Source organism: Candidatus Neomicrothrix sp., from assembly GCF_035329545.1.
Taxonomy (GTDB): domain Bacteria; phylum Actinomycetota; class Acidimicrobiia; order Acidimicrobiales; family Microtrichaceae; genus Microthrix; species Microthrix subdominans.
The window spans coordinates 1-23,051 of sequence record NZ_DAOLGP010000023.1 but is presented as its reverse complement, the minus strand read 5'-3'; the positions used below and the strand labels follow the sequence as shown (position 1 = coordinate 23,051).

Annotated in this window: 23 protein-coding genes and 3 tRNA genes; 20 read left to right on the top strand and 6 right to left on the bottom strand. The window is 70.6% G+C overall.

Features of this window, described 5'->3' with window-relative positions; all coding sequences use genetic code 11:
* The first annotated feature begins 62 nt into the window (after positions 1 to 62).
* From PKD89_RS12920 to PKD89_RS12895, 6 genes are all read left to right on the top strand, one after another.
* On the top strand, positions 63 to 1,226 hold the full coding sequence (locus tag PKD89_RS12920; protein WP_289010846.1) for a hypothetical protein: 1,164 nt from the start codon (positions 63 to 65) through the stop codon (positions 1,224 to 1,226).
* 54 nt (positions 1,227 to 1,280) lie between these two features.
* Positions 1,281 to 1,356: transfer RNA gene (locus PKD89_RS12915), tRNA-Gly, on the top strand.
* Positions 1,357 to 1,435: 79 nt separating this feature from the next.
* Positions 1,436 to 3,073 (top strand): FAD-binding oxidoreductase, encoded by a 1,638-nt coding sequence (locus PKD89_RS12910; RefSeq protein WP_289010847.1) that lies wholly within the window; start codon positions 1,436 to 1,438, stop codon positions 3,071 to 3,073.
* Positions 3,074 to 3,093: 20 nt separating this feature from the next.
* Positions 3,094 to 3,164 (top strand) — tRNA-Cys (locus tag PKD89_RS12905).
* A 116-nt stretch (positions 3,165 to 3,280) separates the two neighbouring features.
* Complete coding sequence (locus tag PKD89_RS12900; protein WP_289010849.1) at positions 3,281 to 4,348, top strand: hypothetical protein; 1,068 nt, start codon at positions 3,281 to 3,283, stop codon at positions 4,346 to 4,348.
* Positions 4,349 to 4,397: 49 nt separating this feature from the next.
* Positions 4,398 to 4,471 (top strand) — tRNA-Val (locus tag PKD89_RS12895).
* Between the two features lie 21 nt (positions 4,472 to 4,492).
* On the opposite strand, the gene PKD89_RS12890 is transcribed toward PKD89_RS12895, so the two are convergent.
* Both PKD89_RS12890 and PKD89_RS12885 read right to left on the bottom strand, forming a co-directional pair.
* Complete coding sequence (locus PKD89_RS12890) at positions 4,493 to 5,134, bottom strand: TIGR04282 family arsenosugar biosynthesis glycosyltransferase (protein WP_289010851.1); 642 nt, start codon at positions 5,132 to 5,134, stop codon at positions 4,493 to 4,495.
* Positions 5,127 to 5,816, bottom strand: coding sequence for a glycosyltransferase family 2 protein (locus tag PKD89_RS12885; RefSeq protein WP_287375106.1), 690 nt, complete (start codon positions 5,814 to 5,816; stop codon positions 5,127 to 5,129). The genes PKD89_RS12890 and PKD89_RS12885 overlap by 8 nt, the downstream gene beginning before the upstream one ends.
* 83 nt (positions 5,817 to 5,899) lie before the next feature.
* On the opposite strand from PKD89_RS12885, the gene PKD89_RS12880 reads away from it, so the two are divergent.
* From PKD89_RS12880 to PKD89_RS12870, 3 genes are read left to right on the top strand one after another with little or no spacing between them, the layout of a single operon-like run.
* Positions 5,900 to 6,961: an NAD-dependent epimerase/dehydratase family protein gene (locus PKD89_RS12880; RefSeq protein ID WP_289010853.1), complete on the top strand. Its 1,062-nt coding sequence runs from the start codon at positions 5,900 to 5,902 to the stop codon at positions 6,959 to 6,961.
* 6 nt (positions 6,962 to 6,967) lie between these two features.
* Positions 6,968 to 8,359, top strand: coding sequence for a hypothetical protein (locus PKD89_RS12875; protein ID WP_289010855.1), 1,392 nt, complete (start codon positions 6,968 to 6,970; stop codon positions 8,357 to 8,359).
* Between the two features lie 26 nt (positions 8,360 to 8,385).
* A complete protein-coding gene (locus tag PKD89_RS12870; RefSeq protein WP_289010856.1) occupies positions 8,386 to 9,381 on the top strand; it encodes an alpha/beta fold hydrolase in 996 nt (331 codons plus the stop codon).
* On the opposite strand, the gene PKD89_RS12865 is transcribed toward PKD89_RS12870, so the two are convergent.
* Entirely contained in the window at positions 9,367 to 9,558 is a 192-nt protein-coding gene (locus PKD89_RS12865; RefSeq protein WP_287375095.1) for a hypothetical protein, read from the bottom strand. The two genes, PKD89_RS12870 and PKD89_RS12865, sit on opposite strands and share 15 nt — an antisense overlap.
* Positions 9,559 to 9,582: 24 nt before the next feature.
* On the opposite strand from PKD89_RS12865, the gene hisD reads away from it, so the two are divergent.
* Genes hisD through PKD89_RS12850 form a run of 3 tightly spaced genes read left to right on the top strand, consistent with a single transcriptional unit; the run spans position 9,583 to position 13,036 of the window.
* Positions 9,583 to 10,872 (top strand): histidinol dehydrogenase, encoded by a 1,290-nt coding sequence (gene hisD, locus PKD89_RS12860; protein ID WP_289010857.1) that lies wholly within the window; start codon positions 9,583 to 9,585, stop codon positions 10,870 to 10,872.
* A complete protein-coding gene (locus tag PKD89_RS12855) occupies positions 10,869 to 12,014 on the top strand; it encodes a pyridoxal phosphate-dependent aminotransferase (RefSeq protein ID WP_289010859.1) in 1,146 nt (381 codons plus the stop codon). The genes hisD and PKD89_RS12855 overlap by 4 nt, the downstream gene beginning before the upstream one ends.
* Positions 12,011 to 13,036, top strand: a complete 1,026-nt coding sequence (locus tag PKD89_RS12850; protein WP_289010860.1) for a hypothetical protein — start codon at positions 12,011 to 12,013, stop codon at positions 13,034 to 13,036. Before PKD89_RS12855 ends, PKD89_RS12850 begins: the two co-directional genes overlap by 4 nt.
* A gap of 5 nt (positions 13,037 to 13,041) precedes the next feature.
* Here the strand turns inward: PKD89_RS12850 and PKD89_RS12845 are convergent, their stop codons facing one another.
* Genes PKD89_RS12845 through PKD89_RS12835 form a run of 3 tightly spaced genes read right to left on the bottom strand, consistent with a single transcriptional unit; the run spans position 13,042 to position 15,795 of the window.
* Entirely contained in the window at positions 13,042 to 13,932 is an 891-nt protein-coding gene (locus PKD89_RS12845; RefSeq protein ID WP_289010861.1) for a DUF1996 domain-containing protein, read from the bottom strand.
* Positions 13,929 to 15,356, bottom strand: a complete 1,428-nt coding sequence (locus PKD89_RS12840; RefSeq protein ID WP_289010862.1) for a right-handed parallel beta-helix repeat-containing protein — start codon at positions 15,354 to 15,356, stop codon at positions 13,929 to 13,931. Before PKD89_RS12840 ends, PKD89_RS12845 begins: the two co-directional genes overlap by 4 nt.
* Before the next feature lie 37 nt (positions 15,357 to 15,393).
* Entirely contained in the window at positions 15,394 to 15,795 is a 402-nt protein-coding gene (locus PKD89_RS12835; protein ID WP_287375076.1) for a cupredoxin domain-containing protein, read from the bottom strand.
* A gap of 154 nt (positions 15,796 to 15,949) precedes the next feature.
* On the opposite strand from PKD89_RS12835, the gene hisB reads away from it, so the two are divergent.
* The 8 genes from hisB to PKD89_RS12795 all read left to right on the top strand — a co-directional run.
* Positions 15,950 to 16,576, top strand: a complete 627-nt coding sequence (gene hisB, locus PKD89_RS12830) for an imidazoleglycerol-phosphate dehydratase HisB (RefSeq protein ID WP_287375073.1) — start codon at positions 15,950 to 15,952, stop codon at positions 16,574 to 16,576.
* A complete protein-coding gene (gene hisH / locus PKD89_RS12825) occupies positions 16,573 to 17,193 on the top strand; it encodes an imidazole glycerol phosphate synthase subunit HisH (RefSeq protein WP_289010863.1) in 621 nt (206 codons plus the stop codon). Before hisB ends, hisH begins: the two co-directional genes overlap by 4 nt.
* Positions 17,190 to 17,981 carry an imidazole glycerol phosphate synthase subunit HisF gene (gene hisF, locus PKD89_RS12820; RefSeq protein WP_287375068.1) on the top strand — a complete coding sequence of 264 codons (792 nt, stop codon included), beginning with the start codon at positions 17,190 to 17,192 and terminating at the stop codon, positions 17,979 to 17,981. Before hisH ends, hisF begins: the two co-directional genes overlap by 4 nt.
* A gap of 135 nt (positions 17,982 to 18,116) precedes the next feature.
* A complete protein-coding gene (locus PKD89_RS12815) occupies positions 18,117 to 19,979 on the top strand; it encodes a 2-oxoacid:acceptor oxidoreductase subunit alpha (RefSeq protein WP_287375065.1) in 1,863 nt (620 codons plus the stop codon).
* Positions 19,976 to 21,007, top strand: a complete 1,032-nt coding sequence (locus tag PKD89_RS12810; protein ID WP_287375061.1) for a 2-oxoacid:ferredoxin oxidoreductase subunit beta — start codon at positions 19,976 to 19,978, stop codon at positions 21,005 to 21,007. The genes PKD89_RS12815 and PKD89_RS12810 overlap by 4 nt, the downstream gene beginning before the upstream one ends.
* Before the next feature lie 42 nt (positions 21,008 to 21,049).
* The gene (locus PKD89_RS12805; protein WP_287375057.1) at positions 21,050 to 21,421 is read left to right on the top strand and encodes a co-chaperone GroES; all 372 of its coding nucleotides are present in this window, start codon (positions 21,050 to 21,052) and stop codon (positions 21,419 to 21,421) included.
* The gene (gene hisI, locus PKD89_RS12800) at positions 21,418 to 21,768 is read left to right on the top strand and encodes a phosphoribosyl-AMP cyclohydrolase (RefSeq protein ID WP_287375054.1); all 351 of its coding nucleotides are present in this window, start codon (positions 21,418 to 21,420) and stop codon (positions 21,766 to 21,768) included. The genes PKD89_RS12805 and hisI overlap by 4 nt, the downstream gene beginning before the upstream one ends.
* Positions 21,765 to 23,051 (top strand): anthranilate synthase component I family protein (locus PKD89_RS12795; RefSeq protein WP_324332482.1); only part of this gene is annotated, 1,287 nt, incomplete at its 3' end. The genes hisI and PKD89_RS12795, both read left to right, overlap by 4 nt.

Below are 23,051 nucleotides of genomic sequence, written 5' to 3'. Positions count from 1 at the left end.
GCGGTTCGTGCTTGACTGGAGGGCGGCCGAGGGCCACGAGGAGCCCATTCAAGGAGTGCTGCGTGCAGCTGGAGTTGACCACCAACCAACCGGGACGCCGACGGGTGGCCCGGGCCGCCCTCATCGTGGCGGCGTGGAGCGCCATGCTGGGCCTGGGTGCCGTCGGCATCGCCGGGGCTCAGGACCCGGATCCCGCTGCGACCCAACCGGCGACCACTGCGGCCGACGCCCAGGCACCCGCGGATCAGACCGTGCCGCCGGATGCGATCGCCGACGACGGCAACAGTGCCCCGACGCCCGACGACGCGGCCCAGGGCGACGAGAAGCTGCTCAACCTGATCATCATCGGACTGCTCGTGCTGGCGGCGGTGATCGCCGTGGCCACCCTGCTGTTCTGGAAGTCGACCGCACCCGAGGACGATGAGGGCAGCGACGCCGACGCCGACGCTGATGGCGACGATGCCGACTTCGACGATGCCGAGCCCGACGACGAGCCGGCTCGGCCCGACGTCCCGGCCTCGGGTCCGGCACCGATGGCCGCTGTGCGCCCATCCGACGCCCAGCTGCCCGATGACCAGGCTGCGCCGCCTGCGCAGCCGGCGCCTGGCCGCCGGGTGATGGCCAGCTTCCCGTCGTCACCGCTCGGCGAACCCGGGCATCCGGCTTCAGGGTCGTCCCCGGTCCCGCCCAAGGACCCGCCGCCGGCGCCGGTCGATGCCGCCGATCCCCTGGGTGAGCACATCAGCACCCTCGGTTCGGGAGCGTCGCCCGGGCGACCAGAGGTTCCGCCGCCCGATGCGGTGCCTCCTACGCCCCAAGGTCGCGGCGCCTATCAGGTGCCAGCCCCCGAGGACCTGCCGCCACAACCGGACAGGCCCTTCGCAGATGCGGAGAACCGCCCACACGTCGAACGGGCCGTCGAGCGGGAGCCGACCAAGGCCCGTCGGGTTCCGCAGCCGCCTCAGCCCGTCGAGGACTCGGCGATCGTCACGACGTCCGCCCCGAAGCGGCCGCCGGCGAGCGGCGACGGACCCGGCGAGGATGAACCGCAAGTGGTGGTGCGGCGCCGTCGTCGCGACCGCCCGGCCGGCCCTTGGGGTGAGGGCGTCGGCGGTGGCCACCGGCCCGACGTTCCCCCCCTTCCACCACCCGATCCCGAAGACCGGGGATACCAGCGTGGGGTGCGGGTCGTGCGACCCGAGGAGCCCGATGGTGACGAGTCCTGACGGCGGCGAGCGATAGGAATCCGTCGAGGGTCGTGTAGTACAGTCTCAGGCCGTGCGGACGTAGCTCAGCTGGTAGAGCGCAACCTTGCCAAGGTTGAGGTCGCGAGTTCGAACCTCGTCGTCCGCTCCATGAGGTACCCCCCGGTTCTGCCGGGGGGTACCGGCGTTTTTGGGGGATATCGTTCATCGAACGAGGGGGGGGGCACACGATGAGATCGCACTGGGCGTGGGGGAGGGCGGCCGATGAGCCGACCATTGCCGATCAGGATGGCCTGGCCGCCATGTTGCATCGCCGGTTGGGCTGGGACGACCTGACGCCGTCGGCGGCGGTGCCGGTGCGCGACCTGGCCCTGCCGAGGCCGAGGGTGGCCGTGCCTGGCTCGTTGGCGGGGATGGCCTCGACCGACGTCCGAGACCGTGCCCAGCACGCCTACGGGCGGTCGTACCGCGACGTCGCCCGTGCCCACGCCGGTCGCTTCGACCATCCGCCCGATGCGGTGCTGCGCCCATCGAGCCGGACCGAGGTGGCGTCGATACTGGGGTGGGCGGGCGACGTCGACGTGGCGGTGATCCCCTACGGCGGCGGGTCGTCGGTCTGCGGTGGCGTGGAGCCCGACGTGGGAGGCCCGGCGGTCTCGGTGGACCTGGAGGCCCTATCGGGCCTCCTGGAGCTGAACACGACCGACCGGGCGGCCCACTTCGCCGCCGGCACCTACGGCCCCGCCGTCAACGAGGCGCTGCGCCCTCACGGTCTGACGTTGCGGCACTTCCCCCAGAGCCTCGAGTTTTCAACGGTCGGTGGATGGGTGGCCACCCGGGCCGGCGGCCACTTCGCCACCGGACCCACCCACATCGATGATTTCGTCGAATCGATCACGATGGAGACGCCCGCTGGGCCATGGGAGAGCCGTCGCCTACCCGGCAGCGGGGCCGGGCCGTCGCCCGACCGGCTGGTGCTCGGATCGGAGGGCTCGCTGGGCATCATCTGCGACGCCTGGCTGCGGGTGCAGCCCCGCCCGGCGTACCGGGCGTCGGCCTCGGTGGGTTTCGCCGCCATGACCGACGCCGTCGACGCGCTGCGGGCGCTGGCCCAAAGCGGGCTCTGGCCCAGCAACTGCCGCCTGCTCGATCCGGTGGAGGCGCTGCTGGCCAGCACCGACGTTCCTGGCGGCACCGGCGCCGTCCTGATCGTTGGGTTCGAGGGCGCCGATCATCCGCTGGACCAACCGCTGCACCGTGCGCTGGCGCTGTGCCGGGACTTTTCCGGGGTCGTGGACGACGAGGGGGTCTCGATCCGCCACGACCCCGCCGTTCCCGACGCCGAGGGGGCGTCCTCCGGGCGGGCCGGTGCCGAGGAGGCCTGGCGCTCGTCGTTCCTGCGTGCGCCCTACCGGCGCGATGCGTTGATCGCCCTGGGCGCGGTGATCGAGACCTTCGAGACCGCCTGCCTGTGGAGCCGCTTCGCCGAGACCGATGCGGCGCTGCGCGCCGGGCTTCAGGCCGCCATGGCCGAGGCGGGGCTCGATGGCATCGTGTCGATGCGGATCACCCACGCCTACCCGGACGGTTTGGCGCCCTACTACACGGTGCTCGCCCGACCGATCGGCGACCGGCCGACGAGCGCGTCCGAGCGGGTGGACCGCTGGGACATGGTCAAAGCGGCCTCGATGGAGGTGATCGATGCGCAGCGGGCGACCGCTACGCACCATCACGCCGTCGGCCGCGATCACCGTCCCGCCTACGACCGGCAACGGCCGCAACTGTTCGCGGCGGCGTTGGCTGCGGTCAAGGGACGCCTCGACCCAAACGGGGTCATGAATCCCGGAGTGTTGATTGGTCCGGCGTAGCAGGTACGATGCTAGCTCGTGGCCACGTGGCCGAGTGGTTAGGCAGAGGCCTGCAAAGCCTTGTACACCGGTTCGAATCCGGTCGTGGCCTCGGTTGGGGCCGGACCTGTCAGGGTCCGGCCCCGCTTCGCGTTCGGCGTTCCCCTGAGCGGAGACCTCGAGTGACTACCTTGGTTGGTCAGGTCGAGGTGACACCGAGGAGGACCGATGGCGAGTAACGACGAGGCCACCAACGCGAACGGCGGCGATCAACCGTCCCCGGACGAGGCGAGCGACACCTCGACGGTCGGTGAGGCCGGCCGAACGGAACCGAGCGACCCAGCCCCGGAGCACCAGGAGGCATCACCCCAGCCCCAGCCCCAGCCCCAGCCCGAGCCCGAGGTGCCGGCAGAGGCCCCGGTCGAGGCCCGGCCTGCGAGCCAGCCGCCGCCCTACGTGCCACCGACCGCGCAAGAACCCCAGGTCCAAACGGGGGGCCAAGCCCAACCCGGAGCGCCCGCATGGTCGGACCTCTCGCCGGCCGGGGACGACCAGTCGGGGGCCGCACCTCAGTCCTGGGATCAGCAGGCGACCCAGCAGTGGCAGCAGCCGACGGCTCCGCCGCCCTCCGGCCCCCAGGCCCCGCCGGCCGGCAGCTGGACCGTGCCCGGCTCACCGCCCACGATGCAACAGCCGATCATCCAGCAGCCGCCGGTGGAGCAACAGCCGGCGGGACCGCCCCAGCAGCAGTACCAGCAGCCCCAACAGCAGTACCAGCAGCCCCAACAGCAGTACCAGCCCCAGCAGTACCAGCAGCCCTACGGGGTACCTCAGCAGCCGGCCGCCCCGACCGGGCCAACCCGGGGTGGCGGGCCGATGGCCCTCCTCGGGGGCCTGTTGTTGTTGCTCGGCGGTGTGGCGCTGATTGTCGGCAGCTTTCTCGATTGGGGCGAGGGGCTCGTCGGGGGCCAGCGGGTGGTCCTCACCGGGTTCAAGAATGCCCAGGACAAACTCTGGGGTGCCCCTGGCACATTGGCGGCGGGAGCGGTGCTCGTCATCGCCGGTGTGCTGTACCTCGCCTCGATGAAGAGCGGCGTCGGTGCACTGAAGCGCACGCTGGCGCTGGTCGGGTCGCTCGCCGGCCTGGGATGGGTGGTGTACCTGCTCGTGTCCCTGCAACTCGATGAGGCCAACGCGCTCATCGGGCTGTGGTTGTGCTTGGCGGGTGCCGTGCTCGGCCTGGTCGGCACGTTCCTGGGTCGGGGCAAGAAGCAGGCATCCCGCCCGAAAAACTGATCCCTGGGATCATGGGTACTGCGGCGGTGCGGTAAGGTTGAAACTTCACGGGCCGTTGGCGCAGTTGGCTAGCGCACCTGCATGACGCGCAGGGGGTCACAGGTTCGAATCCTGTACGGCCCACCCGAGAGATCGCCGCCCGCCTCAGCCGAGGCGGGCGGCGACGCGTTCGACCTCGGTGGCGAAGCGGCCCGTCGGCGCAGCGCGGGCGACCACCCGCGCCTCATCCCACGAGTCCACGTCGGTGAGCGATTCGACCAGCTCCACCCGGTGTCCCCGCTCGATCAACCGCTCCAGCTGGAGGGCGCCCGTGTCGGCGTCACTCATCGGGACACCCTCGAAGTCCTCTGGCCCGCCCGCAGAGAGGGCGACGATCCAGAACCCGCCGTCGTTGGCCATGCCCAGCACCCCGACGCCGGGTGCGGAGACCACGGCGGCACCGGCCCGGGCCACGACGGCCGGATCGAGTTGCGGGGTGTCCATGCCGACGAGCACCGCCGGCCCACCGGCGGCGGCAAAAGCGGCTCCAAGGCGACGGTCCAGGCCACCGTCGCACTGGGGCACCACCTCCCAGCCGTCGGGAACCCAGCCCCCCGGGTCGCCGTCGAGCACGAGCAGGTGCCGGGTGGCATCCACGTCGGCGGCGGCGTGCAGGGTGTCGAGTACGGCGGCCATCGCCAGCGCTGCCGCCTGCTCGGGGGTGCACGGCGGGCACAGGCGGGTCTTCACCCGACCGGGTACCGGGGCCTTGGCCAACACGATGACGGTCAGGTCGCGCTCAGCCACGGGCGAGGACCCGGCTCATGTCGGATACTGCGGTCATCGTGCCTCGGATCGTCCCGGTGACCTTGGATCGCCCCGCCCTCGCCAGATACCGCACCGCCACCTCCTCGATGTCCCAGCCTGCCTCGGCGGCGAGCAACACCATCTCGAGGGGCCAGCCGGATCGTCGATCGGCGATCCCCAGCGCCAGGAGGTCCCGGCGGCGGGCGGCCCGCATCGGACCCAGGTCGGTGAGGTCGACGTCGGCACGTCGACGCAATTCCCAGGCGAGGAACCGGTTGGCCACCCGGGCGTGCAGCGGCCAGGCCGACCGGCCTTCGGGCGTACGCGCCCCGAGGACAAGGTCGGCTCGGCCTTCCAGCACCGGCTGGGTGACCTTCGGCAGGTCGGCGGGGTCGAAGCTGGCGTCGGCGTCCATGAACGCCACCACCGGTGCGGTGGCGGCGCTCAGCCCGGCGAAACAGGCGGCGCCAAACCCCTTGGTCGGCTCTCGCACGACGAGTGCACCGCCCGCCTCCGCCGCCTCGGCGGTGCCATCGGTCGAACCGTTGTCGACCACGATCGCCCGGTGGCCGCTTGGGAGCCGGGGGAGCAGCCAGCGGACGCCCTCCACCTCGTCCAGGGCGGGCAGGACGACATCGACGGCGATGGCGTCGTTTGGTGGTGCGGGCGATGCGGCGTCCAAGCTGACACACGGTAGGCGACCGAAACACCGGGACCTACCCGACGAAGTCGTGACACGGGAGATCGGGACATGGGAGGACGGGCATGAACGTGCTGGTGACCGGCGGGGCCGGGTTCATCGGCTCCCACATCGTCGATCAGCTGATCGAGGCGGGCCACCGGGTGGCGGTGATCGACAACCTCGATCCGGCCGCCCACGATGGCGCCCCCGACTGGCTCAACCCCGAGGCGGAGTGGCGCTGGGCCGACGTCGCCGATCCGGCCACCTGGCACGGGATGCTCGACGGCCTCGATGCGGTGAGTCATCAGGCGGCCAAGGTGGGCCTGGGCGTCGACCTCACCGACGCTCCGGCCTACGTCACCAACAACGACCTCGGCACCGCCGTCATGCTCGGGGCGATGTCGGCTGCGGGCTGGTCGGGCCGCATCGTGTTGGCCTCGTCGATGGTGGTCTACGGCGAGGGGCGCTACCGCTGTGAGTCCGACGGCGTCGTCGTGCCGCTGGCCCGGCGCAGCGCCGACCTGGAGGCCGGGCGCTGGGAGCCCCGGTGTCCGCTTTGCGGAAGCGAGCTGTCGACCGAACTGGTGCCCGAGGACGCCCCGCTCGACCCGCGCAACGTCTACGCGACGACCAAGCTGGCCCAGGAACACCTGTGCGCGACGGCCGAGGCCGAGCTGGGGGTGGTGACGACCTCGCTGCGCTATCACAACGTCTATGGGCCCCGGATGCCCCGCGACACGCCCTACGCCGGCGTGGCGTCCATCTTTCGCTCCCAGCTCGAGGCGGGCACCCGCCCCCAGGTGTTCGAGGACGGGGGGCAGCGGCGGGACTTTGTCCACGTTGCCGACGTGGCCGCCGCCAACGTCGCCGCCCTCGAGCGCTCGGAGCCCTACCGAGGGGCGCTCAACATCGCCTCCGGTCGGCCGATCACCCTGCTCGGGATGGCGTCGGCGATGGCGGCTGAGGACGGGCGGGGCCTGGCACCCGAGGTGGTCGGGCGCTACCGGGCCGGCGACGTGCGCCACGTCACCGCCGATCCGGCGCTGGCCACCGAGGCATTGGGCTTCCGTGCGCGGGTGGCGCCCGAGGTTGGCCTGGCCGAGTTCGTCCATGCCCCGTTGCGGCGTCCCCCAGCCCAGGTGTAAGACCCGGTGACGACGGATCCGATCGACGATCAGCCAGCCCGCTGGTCCCCGTGGCGCGTGGCATCGGGGCTGGCGATCCTCGTCGTCGGGGTTGGTCTGCTCTGGGTGATGGGGGCCTGGCAGCAACACATCTGGGACTCGGGCGGAACGATCATGCTCGGCGCCGCACCGCTCTTCGGCCTGTGGGAGACCGACTGGGCCCCGGAGCTGATCGTTGCGGCACTGCTCGGCGGCGCGCTGGTCGTCTGGTGGCCGAGGCTGACGCGCACCCTGAGCTGGGTGGGGCTGCTCGCCGGTTCCTGGCTGGTCAGCCTGGGATGGACCCTGGCGATCAACCTGCCCGGCGGATGGACGGGCCTCGGCGCACCGTTGGACGACCCCCATGAATACCTCGCTGCCGCGCGGAACTCGCCGACCGACCCGCTCGTGTTCATCGGCCGGTTCGTCGACGAGCTGCGCGGCTATCCCATCCATGTGCAGGGCCACCCGCCCGGGCCCGTGCTCGGCCTGGAAGCGTTGGATCGAATCGGCATCCGCGGGGCGAGCGGCACGGCGCTGGTGCTGGTGGGCGTGGCATGCCTGGCCAGCCCGCTGGTGCTGATCGCCGTGCGGGCGCTGGCCACCGAGCGGGAGGCCCGACGGGCGGCCGTGTTCGTCGGGTTGACGCCGTCGGTGCTGTGGGTGGCCACGTCGATGGACGCCGTGTTTGCCGCGGTGGCGGTGGCCTCGGGCACAGCGTTGGCGTTGGCGGCGGTGCGCAGCGGCGCCTGGCCGCGTTCGGGGGAAGGACGCTGCGTTGCGCCGGGAGAGGGTGGGGCTCGACCGACTTGGGCGGGTGGTGCGATGGCCGCCCTCGGAGGGACGTTCGCCGGGTTGCTCGTGTTGGGCACCTACGGGGCACCGCTGTTTCTCGTCCCGCCCGGGCTGTGCCTGGCGTTGTTGGCGTGGCGACGCCGGTGGGCACCGGCCGGCCTGGCGGTGCTGGGGGCGGTGGTGCCGGTGGCGCTGATGGCGTGGGCCGGCTTCTGGTTGCTCGATGGTCTTCGGGTGACGGTGACCGCCTACCACGAGGGCATCGCCTCGCTGAGGCCCGGCGGCTTCTTTCGCTTGTCCAACCTCTTGGCGCTGGCGATCGCGGTGGGGCCGGTGGTCCTGGTGTCGCTTCCGGGTCGTCGCCGCGCCGGTGCCTGGATCCTGGTCGGAGGGGTGCTCGCCGGGTTGGCCGCCGCCGAGGTGTCCGGGTTGTCCAAGGGCGAGGTGGAGCGCATCTGGCTGCCCTTCGTTCCCTGGCTGACCGTGGCGGCCGCCGCCATCCCGATCCGCTGCCAGCGCCAGGCCTTGGCGGCGCAGCTCGTTGCTGGGTTGATGTTGGCTGTGACGTTTGCGTCGCCCTGGTAAGCACCGCCCTGGTAAGAATGACTGCGGTGAGCCACCACCCCGATCACGCGGATCACGACCCGGACGACCCGGACTTCGTCTACGACGAGTTTGCGTTCTTCGACGAGAACCGCGCCGAGTACGACCTGGGCGGCCCCGAGGTTCCCAACGTGACCCGTCACCGGGTCGACATCGGCGGCGGCGAGCCCCCGCTGTCGTATCTCCGCTGGGGGAGCGGCCCCCCGCAGTGGGTGTTTCTGCACGGTGGCGCCCAGAACGCCCACACCTGGGACACGGTGTTGCTCGCCCTGTCCGATCCGGCGCTCACGCCGGTGCTGGGCACCGATCCCACCGTCGATGCGGTGGCCTTCGACCTGCCCGGGCACGGCTCATCGGGTTGGCGCAGCGACGGTCGTTACGATCCGGCCACCTCGGCGGCCACGATCGGTGCCGCACTCGACCGCCTCGGGTTTGTTCCCGAGGCGCTGGTCGGGATGTCCCTCGGTGGCCTGACCGCCCTGGCGCTCGCCGCCGCCCGACCCTCGTGTTGTCGCCGACTGGCGCTCGTCGACATCACCCCCGGCGTGACCCGGGACAAGGCCGCCGACGTGCACGCCTTCATCGAGGGCCCGCAGTCGTTCCCCAGCTTCGCCGAGATCTTCGCCCGCACCACCGAGTTCAACCCGACGCGCAGCGCGTCCTCACTGCGTCGGGGAATCCTGCACAACGCCCATCGCCAAGAGGACCGGTCGTGGGTGTGGAACTACGACCGGCGCCCGATGGGCCAGCGCAGCGACGACGCCCACGAGGACCTGTGGCGGGCGGTCTCGGCGTTGGAGATGCCGACCCTGCTCGTGCGCGGAGCGACCTCGCCGGTGGTCGACGATGAGGACGAGGCGGAGTTTCTGCGCCGTCAGCCCGACGGTTGGGTGACGTCGGTCGCCGATGCAGGCCATTCGGTGCAGGGCGATCGGCCCCGAGAGCTGGCGTCGCTGCTCACCACGTTCTCGGTCGGCAACGAGATGCCCTCACACATCGAGTGAGCGCAGCGACTTCGCCACCCGCCGACCGGCCTGGGTGAGGTGGCGCTCCACCTCCTGGAGGTCCGATCGGATCGGGTCCTCGTCGTCGGAGCCTCGGGCGTCGGCCAGGTTGACGACCCTCGCGGTGAGCTCGTCCAGTGCGGTGGACAGGGCGGATAGCTCGGCGACGATGCTCATCGGCCTGTTATAGCCTGCGCGCTCGTGCTGAACGTTCTCGACCGTCGCGGGGCACCCGACCCCACCTCCGACCTTCCCCGTCCCGACCTGGCGGGCGATGAGCCGCTGACGGTGGTGCGCGACCTGATCGCCAGGGTCCGCTCCGAGGGCGACGCCGCCCTCATCGAGCTCACCGCCCGCTTCGACGGTGCGCAGCTCGAGGCCCTGCGGGTGAGCGACGAGCAGATCGATCGCGCCTGGGAGGCGACCGATCCGGCGGTTCGGGGGGCGCTGCAACGGGCGGTCGACTCGGTCGCCGCCTACCACCGCCACCAGCTGCGCGCTCCGAGCGAGTTCGTCAACCCGACGACCGGGGTGAGGATCATGTCCTCGTACTCCCCGGTGACGCGGGCCGGCTGTTATGTGCCCGGCGGCCGAGCGGCCTACCCCTCGACGGTGATCCACACCGCCGTGCCGGCGTTGGTCGCCGGGGTCGACCAGGTGGCGGTGTGCGTGCCGCCCGCCGGGCCGGACGGGGTGACCCCGGTGACCCTGGCGGCGGCCCGTGCGGCGGGGGTCGAGGAGGTCTACGCCGTCGGTGGGGCCCAAGCGATCGCTGCGCTGGCGTACGGGACCGAGTCGATCCCGGCGGTCGACGTCATCTGCGGGCCCGGCAATCGTTTCGTCGCGCTGGCCAAACGCGAGGTCGCCGGGCAGGTCGGCGTGCCCAGCGCCTTTGCCGGCCCCTCCGAGGTGGTGGTCATCGCCGATGGCAGCGTGCCCGCTGGGGATTCGGCGGCCGACGTCATCCTCCAGGCCGAACACGGGCCCGACGGGCTGGCCTGGCTGATCACCTGGGATGCCGAGGTCGCCGCTGCGATCAACGTCGAGATCGCTGCCCAGGTGGCTCGGGCCCCCCGCCGGGCCGACATCGAGGCGACGTTGGCCAGCGCCGGGCACGCGGTGCTCGTCGACGACCTCGACGGCGCCCTGGCGGTCAGCGACCACATCGCCCCCGAGCACCTCGAACTGCACCTCGCCGACGCCCAGGCGGTGGCGGCGCGGGTGCGCAACGCGGGCGCCGTGTTCTGCGGACGATTCAGCCCGGCCTCGGTCGGCGACTACGTTGCCGGCCCCTCCCACGTGCTGCCCACCAGCGGCACCGCCCGGTTCTCCTCGGCGCTCACCGTCGATGACTTCCTGCGCCAGCACCACACGGTCACCCTCGACCGGGACGCGCTCGCACGACTCGGCGACGACGTGATCGCCCTCGCCGAAGCGGAGGGCCTGATCGCCCACGCCCAATCGGTGCGCCAGCGGGGGATCGGTCGATGAGCCTCATCCGTCCGGCGGTGCGCGACGACGTCGCTCTCATCCCCGGCTACCACTCGCCCCAGCTCGATGTTGCGGTGCGGCTGAACACCAACGAGGCACCCGAGCCGCCCCCGGCCGACTTCGGCCCTCGCCTGGCCGAGGCGCTGGCGGGCGCCGATTGGAACCGCTATCCCGACCGGGGCGCCGAGGCGCTGCGTACCCGAATCGCCGAGGTGGAGGGGACGACGCCCGACCGGGTGTTCGCCGCCAACGGGTCGAACGAGGTCCTGCAGAGCCTGGCGCTGGCCTACGGCGGGGCCGGGCGCCGCGCGCTGACGTTCGAGCCCACCTACGCGCTGCACAGCCACATCTGCCGGGTGACCGGCACCGAGGTCGTCAGCGAGCCTCGGGCCGAGGACTTCACCCTCGCGCCCGACACGGTCGGCGAGGCCATCGCCCGCCATCGCCCGGCCCTGGTGTTTCTCTGCAACCCCAACAACCCGACCGGCGTCGCCGAGGATCCCGACACGGTGCGGGCCGCCCTGGAGGCGTGCGGTGAGACCGGCACGCTGCTGGTCGTCGACGAGGCCTATGGGCAGTTCGCCCCCTGGTCGGCGATCGAGCTCGTGCGCGGGGTCGACGATGCCGACGCAGTACCGATGGTCGTCACCCGCACCTTCTCCAAGACCTGGTCGATGGCGGCGGTGCGCCTCGGTTACCTGCTGGGCCCCACCTGGCTGATCGAGGATCTCGAGCGGGTGGCCCTGCCGTACCACCTCGACGTGATGACCCAGGCCGCCGGCGAGCTGGCCTTGGACTACGTCGGCGAGATGGACCGGCGGGTGTCGCGCATCACCGAGCAGCGAGGTTGGATCGAGGCCCGGCTCGCGGAGCTGCCGGTGCGCACCTGGCCGTCCTCGGCCAACTTCTTGTTGTTCCGGCCCGACGACGGCTCGGGCGAGGAGGTGTGGCAGGCGCTGGTCGACCGGGGAGTGCTCGTACGCAACTGCGCATCGTGGCCAGGGCTGGAGGGCTGCCTGCGGGTCACGGTCGGAACACCCGAGGAGAACCGGGTGTTTATCGATGCCCTCGGCTTGGTACTGAACATCGGGCAGCCGCCGCTAGGATCGGCGGTCGACGCTCACTGCCCGGAGGAACGATGACCAAAACCCAGGACGCAGCCGACGACGTTCGCAGCACCGTTGCCAACACGGGCGCGCATGCGTCCCGTGCGGCGGCGAAGGCCAAGGACGCCGCCGCCGAACAGGCCCATGAAGGCGCCCAGAGCGCCAAGCGGCTCTATGACGTGCTGAAGGCGCAGGCCGGTGAGGTGGCCGGGTCGGCTCGCGAGGAGCTGGGCGAGACGCTCGAGGAGACCAAGACGATGGCCGCCAAGCTGGCGGACGCTGCCCGCGAGGAACTCTCCGACTTGGCCGACGCCGGCCTGAAGAGTGCCCACCGGGTGGCCGAGGTCGCCCGCGTCGAAGGCGGCGACGTTGCCGGTGCAGCCGGTGAGCGGGGTCAAAAAGTGGCCAAGCAAAGCCGCAATTCCCGCAAGAAGGCGGCCAAGGCCGCGAAGGCCGAGCAGCAGAAGCTGTCGCGCAAGGCCGCCAAGCGCAACAAGGCGACCTCCGACGAGGTGCGCGCCGAGCTGCAGGCGCTGGCGCAGGACACCCTCGATGGTTCGAAGAAGGCGAGCAAGTCGCTGAAGGAAGCCGCTCGGGCAGAGGCCGACTCGGTGGCCAAGTCGTCCCGGAAGGCCCGCAAGCAGGCGAAGACGTTGATGGCCGATGCGCTGTCCAGCGCCAAGGCCGAGGCCGAGGCGGCCAAGGTGAAGGGCCGCAAGGCGCGGAAGCGGGCCAAGGCCGACGCCAAGGCGGCCGTCGAACGAGCCCGCCAGGATGCCGTCGACGGCGCGGTGGCGCTGAGGCTCGCCGGCGAGGAGCGGGCACACGACCTGCGCGACGCCGCCCAGGATGCCAGCCGTCGCGGCCGCAAGAAGGCGAACAAGGCGGCCAAGCGTCTCCAGGGCGCCTCCGAGGCTCAGGCCGAGGCGCTGCTCGAGTCGGCGAACGTCACGGGCCGCAAGGCACGCAAGAACCTCGATCAGGCGGTCGAGCGCGCCCGCTCGGCCCGCCCCGATGGCAGCGGCCGCGCCGGCGAGTTGATCGACCGACTGGGCTAGCTGGGTCAGCTGGTCGGCCGGTTGGAGGCCACCCCGCAGATCACCTGACGGTGCAGACACGAGCGGATCTCGCCGGCGAGCGTGTCGGGGTCCCAGGCATTGAAGAAGTCGGCGTGGGCCGTCCCGGTGTCCCCGGATGCGAGCAGCAGTTCGTGGCCCGGTCCGCTGATCGGGTAGGTGTAGGCCAACATCAGCTCGGGCACCGGTACGGGATGGGTGTCGGGGCACAGCCCGCCCACCGATCGGGACATGTGGCTGCGGTGGTCGTCCGAGTCGGTATCGGTCCCGTTCCAGCAGTCGGGAAACACCACCTCCAGGCGGAGGTTGCGCCCCGGCGGACACTCTGGCGCCGTCGCCTGGCGCTCGCCGCCGGTGCCGCAACTCCAGCGGGCCACCTCCGGCGGTTGGGCGTTCTTGGTGTGGTCGCCCGACACGATCTTCAGCCCGTGCGGATAGGTTTCGATGGTGGTCGGGTCGACCATCGGGCCCGGCCGGTAGTAGGCGTCGGCCTTGTCGGGGACGACCGGCTGGCGATGGTCGTACAGCGTCGGTGCCCAGTAGCTGGCCCGATCCTGTTGGTTGCGACAGGTCGTCCCCGCTCGGTCGAGGGACTGAACGGTGGACGATGCCTCGGCCGAGTCGTTGCCGACGAAGGTGTGGTTGTGGGAGCGACCGGGTGCGTCCGGCCAGACGATCGGGTCGTCGGGGGCGAAGTGGCTGAACGTGCATTCGACCAGAAACTGGGGGACCCGTCCCTGTGGGCCGGTCCGCTTGGCCAGCGCTTCGGCCCGCGCCGCATCGTCGCCGCCGCCGCCGCCGCCGCCGCCGCCGCAGGACGCCGCAACGACCATCAGCGAGCACAGCGCCGCCAGGGCCAACCGGCCCGCCCGCCTCACGAAACGGGCTTCTCGGGCACCTCGATGCTGGCCAGGTCCACCTTGGGCGGCATGTTGGTGGCCGGTTCGGCCGGGGCGGTGGCGGCGTCGGGCATGTTGTCCTGCTCGGGCGGCTCGGGGGAGTCCTTGTAGTCCTTGGGCTCGGGCTGGTCGCCCTGCTCGGCCAGCCAGCTCACCACATCCAGCTCGTCGACGTCCCAGCCCTTGGCGGCCACCTTGCCCACCTGGTCGCCGTCGCAGGGCGCCAGCGATTCGAGGTCCTTGGGCCGGCTGGTGGTGGCCTTGTTGTTCGACCAGCAGTTGCCCAGTTCGGAGAGGTCGGTGTCGACCGAACCGATGCCCAGGTCGGCGATGCCCGACTCGGAGACGACGTTGCCGCGCACGATGTTCTCCTGCGGGTTCCACAGCAACGGGTTCTCGACGTCCTCGGGTGCGGTCGCCGGCTTGGCCTTCTGCTCGTCGCAGGGCTGCTCCCAGTCGGAGGCCTCCGGCATGTTGTCGTTGGCGTCCTCCTCGAGGAACGGCACCAGCCCGATGCCGGTGCGTGTGTGGTTCCACACCCGGTTGCGTTCGATCGTGTTGCGCACCCCGCCCGGGACGACGATGCCGTTGCCCATCGCCAGCAGCGCCACGTCGATGGCCGGGGTGTCGCCGTTGTTGTTCGAGTACACCAGATTGCCGATCACCGAGGTCTCCCGCTCGGGGTAGCAGAGCTCGTAGCTGCCCGAGTTGGGCACGATGCCGGCCCGGTTGTTGCGGAAGACCGAGTTGACGACCGCCAGGTTGCCCCCGGAGTTGGTGCCCGAATACCCGAGCCCGTTGTTCTCTGAGACGAAATCGTCGATCACCGCGTTGCACGGGTAGCACTGCCCGATGTACACGCCGGCATCGGGGCTGCCCGATCCGTAGCTGTGCTCGAGCAATCCGTTGACCGAGTCGAAGGCGTAGATGCCGTAGTCGCCGTTGCGGTAGGTGGTGAGGTAGCTGCCCCGGTACCCGTCGACGCCGGTCCAGAAGAACCCGTTGGTCGTGTAGTTGCGTGCGGTCAGGTTTTCGACGGCGACGCCCTTGGCCGACAGCACCCGGATGCCGTTCTCCAGCTTGAACTGGCCGTCGAGGATCGTCGTGTTGCGATCTGCACCCCGGATGGTGAGGCGGTCGGTCTCGACGTCGACCGCCTCGTTGTAGGTGCCCTCGCCGATCATGATCATGTCGCCCGGCTTGGCCGCGTCGACCGCCGCCTGGATCGTCTGGTGGTCCTCGGGCACCGAGATGGTCGTGCCCGAGGCGCCCTGATCCCCATCCGATTGGTCGGTCTCAGAGGCGGAGCCCGCGTCCTCGGAATCGCCGCCACAGGCCGAGACCAACAACGCGAACGCGAACAGCACCCCCAGCATCCGGGTGGGCTTGTGTGGTCTGGTCATCATTCCCCCCATGGGATGTCCTGTTGAGCGATTGGGTTCAGCCCTCGACCACGTCGGTGGCCGAGTCGGCGTCGACCACGACGACCGTGCCCCGCATCGAGCCGGCGGTGGCGGTGGCGTGCAGCGAGCAGAAGTAGCGGTAGGCGCCGGGGGTCGGGAACGTGGCCGAGTACTCGTCACCCGGGGCGAAGTCGGCGGTCTCCACGCCGAAACCAGCGTCGTCCGACCCTTGGTTGTCGGGGTTCTCGATCACGTTGTGGTCGTTGCGGCCGTCGTTGCTCCACACCACCTCGGTGTCGGTCACCACCTTCAACGCCTCGGGTCGGTAGATGTTGTCGAGCGCCGACACCCGAACCGAGCCGCTGTAAGCGGGCCCGGGCACCTCGGGCGCCCCGGCGGTGACGTCGTCGTCGGCACACGCACCGGTGGCGATCGTCATCGTGCCGACCATGAATAACGAGGCCAGTCGGATGCCGCTCCAACGCCTGTGTGATCCCACGATCGCCCCCTAGCGCCGGTCCGAGAGCGCACATCATGGCTCGAAACCGGAATCCGGTTCCACCCAAGCCAGCCTCGGGGGGCAGACTGGCCCCATGACTTCTGATCGACCGGAGGGCCGCACGGGCACCAGGCGGCGCACCACCGCCGAGACCGACATCGCGATCGCGATCGACCTGGACGGCGCCGGCACCGTCGAGGTGTCGACCGGGTTGCCGTTCTTCGACCACATGCTCGACCAGATCGGCCGCCACGGCGGGTTCGACCTCGAGGTGAAGGCGACCGGTGACCTGCACGTCGACAGCCACCACACCGTCGAGGACGTGGGGATCGCCCTGGGCGAGGCCTTCCGGGACGCGCTGGGTGACAAGGCCGGCGTTCGGCGCTTCGCCAGCGGGCTCTACCCCTTGGACGAGGCGTTGATCGAGGTGGCCCTCGACCTCTCGGGCCGGCCCTTCGTGGTGGTCGACCTGCCGGTCAACGAGGCGTTGCCGCTGGGTAACCCGCCGTTCAACCCCCAGATGGCCGAGCACTTCCTCGTCAGCTTCGCCACGTCGGCCGCGATCACGCTGCACGTCACCAAGCGGGCGGGTACCAACACCCACCACCTGATCGAGGCCACGTTCAAGGGGCTGGCCCGCACCCTGCGCGACGCAGTGCGGGTCGATGGGGGAGGTGTGCCCTCGACCAAGGGCACCCTGTCACCCCCGCCACGCCGGTGAGCACTCCAAAGATCGCCGTGATCGACTACGGGATCGGCAACCTGCGGTCGGCGGAGAAGGCCCTGCAACACCTTGGCGCAGACGCGGCGCTCGTCAGCGACCCCGAGGTGATCGATGGCGCCGCAGCTGCAGTGCTGCCCGGGGTCGGTGCCTTCGGTGCATGCATGGACGCGCTCGACGCCTCGGGGTTGGCCGGATCCGTCCGCAGCTTTGCGGCCTCCGGCCGGCCGTTTCTGGGCATCTGCGTCGGGATGCAACTGCTCTACGACGCCAGCGATGAGTCGCCGGGCCGCCCCGGGCTGGGGGTGCTCGAGGGCACCGTCCGTCGGCTGCCCGACGGGGTGAAGCACCCCCAAATGCAGTGGAATCGGCTCGAGGCCACCGAGCCCACCCACCGCCTGCTCGCCGGGGTCGAGGACGCCTGGATGTACTTCGTTCACTCCTACGTGGCCCCGATGGACGACACGGTGATCGCCACCTGCGAGTACGGCGGCCCGGGGGTGGCCGCCGTCGCCAGCGACAACGTGTGGGCGGTCCAGTTCCATCCGGAGAAGTCGGGCCTCGTCGGGCTCGATCTTCTCGACAACTTCGTCACCAGTGTTCAGGAGAGCCAATGAAGACCGCCCGCGTGATCCCATGCCTCGACGTCGACGCAGGACGCGTCGTCAAGGGGGTGAACTTCGTCGGCCTGCGCGACGCCGGCGACCCGGTCGAGCTGGCCGCCCGTTACGACGCGGAGGGCGCCGACGAGCTGGTGTTCCTCGACATCACCGCCTCGTCCGATCAGCGCGAGACGATCGTCGACGTGGTGGCGCGCACCGCCGAGGTGGTGTTCATCCCGTTCACGATCGGCGGCGGCATCCGGTCGGTCGACGACGCCCGACGCCTGCTGCGGGCAGGGGCCGACAAGGTGTCGATCAACTCGGCTGCGGTGGAGAACCCCGGGCTCATCGGTGCGCTGGCGGCCGAGTTCGGTAGCCAGTGCGTGGTCGTCTCGATCGACGCCCGCCGGGGCGATGCTCCCAGCGGCTACGAGGTGGTGATCCACGGCGGGCGAACCACGACCGGCCTCGATGCGCTGGAGTGGGCCGCCCGGGTCGTCGAGCTGGGTGCCGGCGAGATCATGTTGACCTCGATGGACCGAGACGGCACCCGCGACGGTTTTGACCTGGAGATGACCGCAGCGGTCGCCGACGTCGTGAACGTTCCGATCATCGCCTCCGGGGGGGCCGGCGGCCTTGACCACCTGGTCGAGGGCATCACCGAGGGCCACGCAGACGCGGTGCTGGCCGCCTCGATCTTTCACTTTGGCGAGCACACGATCGGGGAGGCCAAAGCGCACCTGGCTGCGGCCGGCGTGGACGTCCGCCCCGGGCCGTCCGCCCCGGGGAGCGAGGCTCCCTAGCCCCTTGCGCCGACGGTGCTACCGTCGCCGCAAAGGCCGCCGGAGGCGGCTCATATGTGAACGCTGCCAGCTTTGATTGGTTGGGTGTTCCCGCAGACGGGTAGACCTGGTTCACCGCACTTTCAAGGGGAATACATGTCGCTCGATGTGGCCACACCACAAATCGTTCACGACGTCACCATCCGGCTGGCCGGGGACTCCGGTGATGGCATGCAGCTCACCGGGGACCGGTTCACCGCCCTGGCGGCGCTGGCCGGCAACGACCTGGCGACGCTGCCGGACTTCCCGGCGGAGATCCGAGCTCCGGCGGGCACCCTGCCGGGCGTCTCGGCCTTCCAGGTGCGCATCGCCGACCGGGAGGTGACCACCCCCGGGGACGACGCCGCCGTGCTGGTGGCGATGAACCCGGCGGCGTTGCGCAGCGAACTGGCCCGACTCGCCAAGGGCGGCACCCTCATCCTCAACGGCGACGGGTTCGACGAGCGCAGCCTGGCCAAGGCCGGCTACGACGCCGACCCGCGCGGCACCGCCGAACTCGACGCCTACGAGGTCATCGACGTGCCGATGACCAGCCTCACCAAGCTGGCGGTGAAGGGCACCGGCGTCTCGGGCCGCCACGCAGGACGGTCGAAGAACTTCTTCGCCCTCGGGATCCTCGCCTGGATGTACACCCGCGACACCGAGGCGGTCAACGCCTGGATTGACGAGAAGTTCAGCGGTGACGACGCGGTGCGCCAGGCCAACCGCCGGGCACTCAGCGCCGGCCACGCATTCGGTGAAACCGCCGAGCTGGGCGCCAACGCGGTCATCGTGCCCGCCAGCAAACGCGCTCCGGGCACCTACCGCTCGGTCGACGGCAACACCGCCCTGGCCTGGGGGCTGATCGCCGCCGGTGTGTGTGCCGAGTTGCCCGTCTTTCTGGGCAGCTATCCGATCACCCCCGCCTCGGCGATCCTTCACGAGCTGGCCCGCCACCCCGATGCGGGCGTTCGCACCTTTCAGGCCGAGGACGAGATCGCGGCGATCACCTCCGCCATCGGCGCCGCCTTCGGTGGCGACCTGGCGGTGACGACCACCTCCGGGCCGGGCCTGGCACTCAAGGCGGAGGCGCTCGGCCTGGCCGTGTCGCTCGAGCTCCCCCTGATCGTGGTCGACATCCAGCGGGGCGGGCCGGCGACCGGACTGCCGACCAAGACCGAGGCGTCCGACCTGATGATCGCCTTGTACGGCCGTCACGGCGAAAGTCCCCTGCCGGTGATCTCTGCGTCACGGCCGGGGGAGTGTTTCGAGGTGGCGATCGAGGCGGCCCGGCTGGCACTGAAGTACCGCACGCCGGTGATCCTGTTGTCCGACGGCTATCTGGCCAACTCATCGGAGCCGTGGCGGTTGCCCGACGTGTCCGAGCTGCCCGACATCTCGGTGGCCAAGACGACCGAACCCAATCACGAGCGCCCCGATGGTGGGAGCGACTTCTGGCCCTACGAGCGTGACCCCGACACGCTGGCTCGACCGTGGGCCGTGCCCGGCACGCCGGGGCTGGAGCACCGCATCGGTGGCCTGGAGAAGGCGGACGGCACCGGCAACATCTCCTATGACCCCGACAACCACCAGCGCATGACCGACCTGCGGGCCGCCAAAGTGGCGGGTATCGCCGGTGACATCCCGCCGGCCGTCGTCGAAGGCGATGTCGACGCCGACGTGTTGATCGTCGGCTGGGGCTCCACTTGGGGGGCGATCACCCACGCGATGGCCCGCCTGGCCAACGCCGGTCACCGCACCGCCCACGTGCACCTGCGCCATCTCAACCCGTTTCCGGCCAACCTGGGCGAGGTGCTCGGGCGCTACTCGACGATCGTGGTCCCCGAGCTGAACTCCGGCCAGCTCAGCCGCCTGCTGCGCGCCGAGTTTCTCGTCGATGCCCACCCGGTCTCCAAAGTGGAGGGGCAACCGTTCTCGGCGGCCGAACTGACCGCCCGAATCTCGGAGGTACTGCGATGAGCGTGATCGACGAACCTGTCCTCGACGAACAACGCGTCGGGATCCCGACCACCAAGCGGGCCGACTGGCAAAGCGACCAAGAGGTGCGCTGGTGTCCGGGCTGCGGGGACTACTCGATCCTCGCCGCGATGCAGCTGGCGTTGCCCGACATGGGCATCCGCCGGGAGGACACGGTGGTGATCTCGGGCATCGGGTGTGCCGCCCGTTTCCCGTATTACATGGACACCTACGGCATCCACTCGATCCACGGCCGGGCGCCTGCGCTGGCCACCGGGTTGGCGCTGGCCCGACCCGAGCTGTCGGTGTTCGTCGTCGGCGGCGACGGCGACCTGCTGTCGATCGGTGGCAACCACCTGCTGCACGCGCTGCGCCGCAACGTCAACCTGACGATCCTGTTGTTCAACAACCGCATCTACGGCCTGACCAAGGGGCAGTACTCCCCGACCTCCGAGGTGGGCAAGACCACCAAGAGCACGCCGTTCGGCTCGGTCGATGCCCCCCTCAACCCGCTGGCGGTGGCGCTCGGCGCAGGCGCCACGTTCGTCGCCCGCACCCACGACATGGACCGGGTGGGCATGCAGGAGATCTTCCGCCGGGCACACGCCCATCAGGGGGCCGCCTTCGTCGAGATCCTGCAGAACTGCAACGTGTTCAACGACGGTGCGTTCACCGACGTCACCGGCAAGTCGGTCCGCTCCGAGATGCTGATCCCGCTCGTCGACGGTCAGCCCGCCCGTTTTGGCGAGGACGGCCATGCCGGGGTGCATATCGACCTGGACGGGGCTCGGGTGGTCGAGGTCGACGAGGTGGGCGCCGGCAGCCTCTACGTGCACGAGGAACGACGTGTGAGTCCGACCGCGGCCATGGCCCTGGCGCTGATGGCGCCCGAACCCACCGAGCCGACACCGATGGGCATCTTCCGCGACGTCACCGCGCCGGTGCATCGCGCTGCCGAGGTGACCGGTCCGGGCAGCCGCGACGACCTGACCGCCATGCTCGCGTCGGGCACGACCTGGACGGTCGACTAGCCGCCGGCGGGGGAGCCCGGGCGAGTAGGTTGCCCGGTGCCGATGACTGATCACAGCGCCCCCGAAACCCCTACCTCGAGCGGACCCGTCGACCACGACGGTGAACCGCTGCCGATCAAGATGCTCGCCGACCGTTTGCTGGTCGCGCCCGACTCCGAGGGCGAGCGGCGCTCGACCGGCGGCATCCTCATCCCGGCAACCGCCGAACGGGGCAAGCGCCTCAGCTGGGCCGAAGTGCGGGCCCTGGGGCCCAACGTGCGCAGCGTCAAGGAAGGCGACCAGGTGCTGTTCAACCCCGAGGACGTCTTCGAGGTGGAGGTGCGGGGCGAAACGTTCATCATCCTGCGCGAACGTGACGTGCATGCCGTGGCCGCCCAACGTCTGGCCGAGGGCTCGACCGGGTTGTACTTGTGAGCGCCGTCGACCCACCGCTGGACGCCCTGAGCTTCGATGAGGCCGGCCTGATCTGCGCCGTCGTCGTCGACGACGACTCCGGCGAGGTGCTGATGGTGGCCTGGATGAACCGTGAGACCCTGATCGAAACGATCGAGACCGGACGCATGGTCTACTGGTCGCGCTCCCGCCAGGAGCGGTGGCGCAAGGGCGATACCTCTGGAGATGTGCAGCACCTGCGCTCGGCCGCGTACGACTGCGACGGTGACGCGCTGTTGTTCCGGGTCGATCAAGTAGGGGCCGCCTGCCATACCGGCTCACGCAGCTGCTTCTTTCGATCGCTCGTTACAGAGAACGCCGAACGATGAACTCCGAGCTGACCCGCGAGCGCTTCGGCGAGCTGGCTGCCGACTTCACCGTCGTGCCGGTCTGGCGCCAGCTGCTCGCCGATCTCACCACCCCGGTGGCGGCGTTCGCCCGCCTGTGCGAGGGCGACGAGCCGGGTTTCCTGCTCGAGTCGGTCGAACTGGGCGGGGGATGGGGTCGGTGGTCCTTCGTCGGCCGCCGCCCACTGGCCCGCCTGTCGCTGGCCGGCGGTCAGGTCACGGTCGACGCCCGTCCGGGGCCACTCAGCGACCTGCTCGCCGAGCTGCCCCCCGTCGGCATGCTGGCGACGATCGAGGCGATGGGGCGGATCCTGACCGCCCCGAGCAGCGAGTCGATCGGATTCCCCGAGGGCGCCGAGCCGCCGCTGCACTCCGGCCTGGTCGGCTATCTGGGATACGACGTCGTCCGCGAGGTGGAGCACCTGCCCGATACGCCCCTCGACGACCGCGGGTTTCCCGAGGCGGTTCAGTCGGTGATCGGCGAGCTGGCCGCCTACGACCACTTCAGCCAGCGGGTCACGCTGATCGTCAACGTCGTCGTGCCGCCCGATGCCGACGAGGCGACGTTGGACGATCTGTTCGACAACGCGGTGGCGGCGCTCGACACGCTGACCGCCGATGGTGCCCGTCCGCTCGACGAGCCGCTCGTCCACCCGCCCCGCAGCGACGATCCGGTGCCGCCGGTGCGGGCCAGCCTGGATGAGACCGCCTACTGCCAGGCGGTTGAGGTGGCCAAGGAGCACATCCTCGACGGCGACATCTTTCAGGTGGTGCTGTCCACCCGCTACGAGTTCGACCTCGACGCCGATCCCTTTGACGTCTACCGGGTGCTGCGCCAGATCAACCCCAGCCCCTACATGTTCTTCGTCCGCGAGCCCGAGCTGGTGTTGGTGGGCTGTTCACCCGAGCCGCTGGTGCAGCTGCTGGGCGACCGGGTGATCTCCCGGCCGATCGCCGGCACCCGCTTTCGGGGCCGCACGCCGGAACACGACCGCAAGCTGGGCGCCGAACTGGCAGAGCATCCCAAGGAGCGGGCCGAGCACCTGATGCTGGTCGACCTGGCCCGCAACGACGTGGGCCGAGTGGTCCAGTTCGGCACCTGCGAGGTGGAGGAGCTGATGACGCTGGAGAAGTTCAGCCACGTCATGCACCTGACCAGCCAGGTGGCCGGCACCCTCGCCGAGGGCAAGACCCCGGCCGACGTGCTCGCCGCCACGCTGCCCGCCGGCACGGTGTCGGGCGCGCCCAAGGTGCGGGCGATGGAG

Bases quoted from the DNA above. Each gene is read 5' to 3' on its own strand.
- PKD89_RS12910 (WP_289010847.1), top strand. From the start codon at position 1,436: ATGAGATCGCACTGGGCGTGGGGGAGGGCGGCCGATGAGCCGACCATT.
- PKD89_RS12900 (WP_289010849.1), top strand. From the start codon at position 3,281: ATGGCGAGTAACGACGAGGCCACCAACGCGAACGGCGGCGATCAACCG.
- PKD89_RS12880 (WP_289010853.1), top strand. From the start codon at position 5,900: ATGAACGTGCTGGTGACCGGCGGGGCCGGGTTCATCGGCTCCCACATC.
- PKD89_RS12865 (WP_287375095.1), bottom strand. From the start codon at position 9,558: ATGAGCATCGTCGCCGAGCTATCCGCCCTGTCCACCGCACTGGACGAG.
- PKD89_RS12855 (WP_289010859.1), top strand. From the start codon at position 10,869: ATGAGCCTCATCCGTCCGGCGGTGCGCGACGACGTCGCTCTCATCCCC.
- PKD89_RS12850 (WP_289010860.1), top strand. From the start codon at position 12,011: ATGACCAAAACCCAGGACGCAGCCGACGACGTTCGCAGCACCGTTGCC.
- PKD89_RS12840 (WP_289010862.1), bottom strand. From the start codon at position 15,356: ATGACCAGACCACACAAGCCCACCCGGATGCTGGGGGTGCTGTTCGCG.
- PKD89_RS12835 (WP_287375076.1), bottom strand. From the start codon at position 15,795: ATGACGATCGCCACCGGTGCGTGTGCCGACGACGACGTCACCGCCGGG.
- hisB (WP_287375073.1), top strand. From the start codon at position 15,950: ATGACTTCTGATCGACCGGAGGGCCGCACGGGCACCAGGCGGCGCACC.
- hisF (WP_287375068.1), top strand. From the start codon at position 17,190: ATGAAGACCGCCCGCGTGATCCCATGCCTCGACGTCGACGCAGGACGC.
- PKD89_RS12815 (WP_287375065.1), top strand. From the start codon at position 18,117: ATGTCGCTCGATGTGGCCACACCACAAATCGTTCACGACGTCACCATC.
- PKD89_RS12810 (WP_287375061.1), top strand. From the start codon at position 19,976: ATGAGCGTGATCGACGAACCTGTCCTCGACGAACAACGCGTCGGGATC.
- PKD89_RS12805 (WP_287375057.1), top strand. From the start codon at position 21,050: ATGACTGATCACAGCGCCCCCGAAACCCCTACCTCGAGCGGACCCGTC.